Origin of the sequence: Gordonia sp. (in: high G+C Gram-positive bacteria) (genome assembly GCF_020438995.1) — a bacterium.
Taxonomy (GTDB): Bacteria; Actinomycetota; Actinomycetes; order Mycobacteriales; family Mycobacteriaceae; genus Gordonia.
This window is the reverse complement of the sequence record NZ_JAGQTN010000028.1, coordinates 1-3,026: the sequence shown is the minus strand read 5'-3', so window position 1 is coordinate 3,026 and position 3,026 is coordinate 1. Positions and strand designations below refer to the sequence as shown.

Below are 3,026 nucleotides of genomic sequence, written 5' to 3'. Positions count from 1 at the left end.
GCGGTGTCAGTTCGTCGATGAGGTATCACCGTTGCCGTCGGGGCCGTTGCCTGCCTGCTCAGCCAGGAACCTCTCGAACTCGGCACCCAGTTCGTCACCGCTGGGCAACTCGTCCTCGGCCGCGAGCAGCGACGCGCGGGACTCCTGCGCCTTGGTATACGAGTCGTACTGTTCTTCCAGCGCGTGCACCACCGACTCGATCTCGCTGTTGCCCGACACCTCATTGTCGATCTGCTCACGCATCTTGGTGGCCGCGTTCTCCAGCGCGGATACGGGAAGTTCGAGGTCGGTGACAGTGGTGATCGCCTGCAGCAGGCGCGCGGACGCCGCCGGATAGTTCGACTGCGCGAGGTAGTGCGGTACATGCACCGACAATCCCGATGCGCGATAGGACTTCTCCGCCAGCCGCAGCTCGAGCAGCATCGAGGCGCTCGCGGGCAGCTTCATCGACGACCCCCACCGGGGCAGATCGCCCAAGGCGGCGATGTCGCTGCCGTGGGCGGTGATCGTGGATGGCCGGGTGTGCGGAACCGCCATCGGGATCGCGTTCAGGCCCACCACGTCGGTGACGCCGAAGTTCTCGGCAAGGTTGGCGACGGCCTCGATGAATCGTTCCCATCGCAGATCCGGTTCGGACCCGCTGAGCAGCAGGAATCCTCGACCGGAGGTGTCGGTCACCGCGTGCATCAACAGCGACGGCATGCTCACCCCGGTGAAGCTGTCACCGGAGAACTCGATCGTCGGGCGGCGCGAGCGGTAGTCGATCAGTTCGTCGGCGTCGAAAGTGGCGACGAGTTCGGAGTCGAGGCTCTCGCGCAGGTGCTGGGCGGCCAGCCCGACCGCGTGTCCGGCGTCGGCGAAGCCTTCGAGCGCATGAATGAGTACGGTGCCTTTGCCGTCGTCATCGGGTATTGCGGGAGTCGGGAACTCCATCGAGTACAGCGAGCTCGATTCCGGCGAATGTCCGTCCATCGCGTCCCTCCTCACATCATCTGGGTGACCGGCGGTGAGAGTAATTGTCACCCATGCCACCGACAACCGTCACCGGTGGTGCCACTATGCCCGTTCAACAGTGGTCGCGGTGCGGGTGATTCCCAGATCGTTATACGACCGGGGGAGTGTCCGGCCGGTGCCGGGCGTCCTGCGCTGGCACAGTAGGGGGCGTGGGTTCGCTTCTGGCATCGACATCGCACCGCAGATCCGTGCCGCGCACGGTGTGGCACCGACGGGCACCTATCGTGATCGGCGCGCTGTGCGCCCTGCTGTTGCTCGGTTGTTCGATCGACGGCGAGGCGCAGTCGGCACCCAGCCGGCAGTCGCTCACGCCACGCCTGGTCGGTCCGGACGGTTTCCCGCGCGGTGCATCCCCCGTGCCGGCGCCGGCGGTCACCTCCGTGATCGTCGATGTCGCCGGACCGGCGGGGACCGTTGAGCCGCCGCGGTGCCGTGCGCCCCGTGTGTCGGCCGAAGGGGCCGCCGCAAACGTCGGACCAGGCTCGGCCGGTGGCTCTCCAGGGACCGGCTCGTCGGGTGACATGGGCTCATCGTCGGGCCCGACCGCCGCCGGCGGAACCCTCACAGTGCTCATCGCCTACGCACCGACCGGGCTGGACTCCTTCGACTCGTTCCTCGCCAAGTGCAGCCGGTTCAAGACACAGACCGCCGGAGCGAGTTCACAGGTCCTCCTCCGCAAGCTGCCCGCCCGCGCCGCGGGCGGCAAGATCGGCACCCGGTCCTACGCACGCACCGTCACCACCGGCGGCCAGAGCGGGTCGCTGTCGTATGCAATCACCACGCTCGTCGCGCAGTACGACGGTGTGCGGGTGTACGCCGAGGACCGCAGACAGGGCGCGAACGCGCAGCGGATCAGCGCCGACCTCGACACCCTGTTCCGCCGCGCCGTCGCGAAGGCCTGGCCGAACCGCGCCTGAGTGACCGGCATCGACGCTGGACGAATTGGGGATGACCGGCCGGGCCTGCTGCGCCCACCGCGAATACTGGGGACAGCCCTGTCCGCCGTGATGGCCCCGCTGGTTTCGGTCCGACCATATTTCTTATGGCACAATATGATTCCCCATCCGAAGACTTTCCCGACGGCACCGTCCTGCCGCAGCCGGTGCATGCCGGCACGCTGATCACTGCCATCCCCGCGCTCCTCGGTTTCGTACCGGAGAGCTCGCTGATCGTGCTCGCCTACCGCGGCGACAACACCATCATCGCCACCATGCGCTACGACCTGCTGCTGCGGGCCGACGGGCGGCCGAGAGCCGAGTTACGGTCCACGATCGCCGGGATCGGGAATCTATGCCGCGAATACGGTGCCGAGGCGATCGTGGCGGTGATCGTCGATGACCGGCATCGGATCCAAGGGCCGCAGTACCGGACCGTTTTGAGCCTGTGTGAGCGCGCGTTCGTCGGCTCTGGAGGGATGTCGGCAGGGCTGATCACCGCACAGGTCGCCGAAGGCCAAAGGTGGTGGGCGGGCCACACCGGCCAGTCCGCAGGCACCCCGTCGCCCGTGCGCATCCCCGACTCGCGCGAGGGACTCATCGGCGATCCGCGCACATCGCCGACGGCTGTGCGCGAGGCCGTCACCACCGGCCGCCGGGTACTGGACTGCCGCGACGAGATGACCACCATGCTCGACCCGGTGACCTGCGACTGCCATACCTGCACCCGGCCGCGGGCCATCGGCGACACCGACAGCGGGTCACTGTTGCGGAGAGTGCTCGTGCGTCTGGGCGACGGGCAGCGGTGTGCCACGGACATCGGCTGCACCGAGGCGGCGATGCTGGCGACGGCGCTGACCGACCTCACCGTGCGCGATACGCTGCTGGCGCTGGCCGTGACCGACATGCGTGGCGATGCCGAAACGCTGTGGCGGGCACTGGCTCGCCGGCTGACCGGATCGGCCCGCGCCAGTGCCGCCTCGCTGCTGGCGCACCTGCACTACATCGCGGGTGAAGGCGCGTACGCGGCTGTGGCGCTGGATACCGCACTCGACGCGGACCCCGAGTGGTCGCTCG

3 protein-coding genes are annotated in these 3,026 nt (G+C 68.2%); 2 read left to right on the top strand and 1 reads right to left on the bottom strand.

Features of this window, described 5'->3' with window-relative positions; translation table 11 throughout:
• Positions 1-6: 6 nt before the first annotated feature.
• Entirely contained in the window at positions 7-972 is a 966-nt protein-coding gene (locus KDB67_RS02405; protein ID WP_291011971.1) for a PAC2 family protein, read from the bottom strand.
• Between the two features lie 191 nt (positions 973-1,163).
• On the opposite strand from KDB67_RS02405, the gene KDB67_RS02400 reads away from it, so the two are divergent.
• Together KDB67_RS02400 and KDB67_RS02395 are read left to right on the top strand one after the other, a co-directional pair.
• Positions 1,164-1,931 carry a hypothetical protein gene (locus KDB67_RS02400; protein WP_291011969.1) on the top strand — a complete coding sequence of 256 codons (768 nt, stop codon included), beginning with the start codon at positions 1,164-1,166 and terminating at the stop codon, positions 1,929-1,931.
• A gap of 125 nt (positions 1,932-2,056) precedes the next feature.
• On the top strand, positions 2,057-3,026 hold a 970-nt coding region (locus tag KDB67_RS02395; RefSeq protein ID WP_291011966.1), incomplete at its 3' end, for a DUF4192 domain-containing protein.

Excerpts from the sequence above, each read along its gene's own strand:
- KDB67_RS02405 (WP_291011971.1), bottom strand. The coding sequence starts at position 972 with ATGGACGGACATTCGCCGGAATCGAGCTCGCTGTACTCGATGGAGTTC.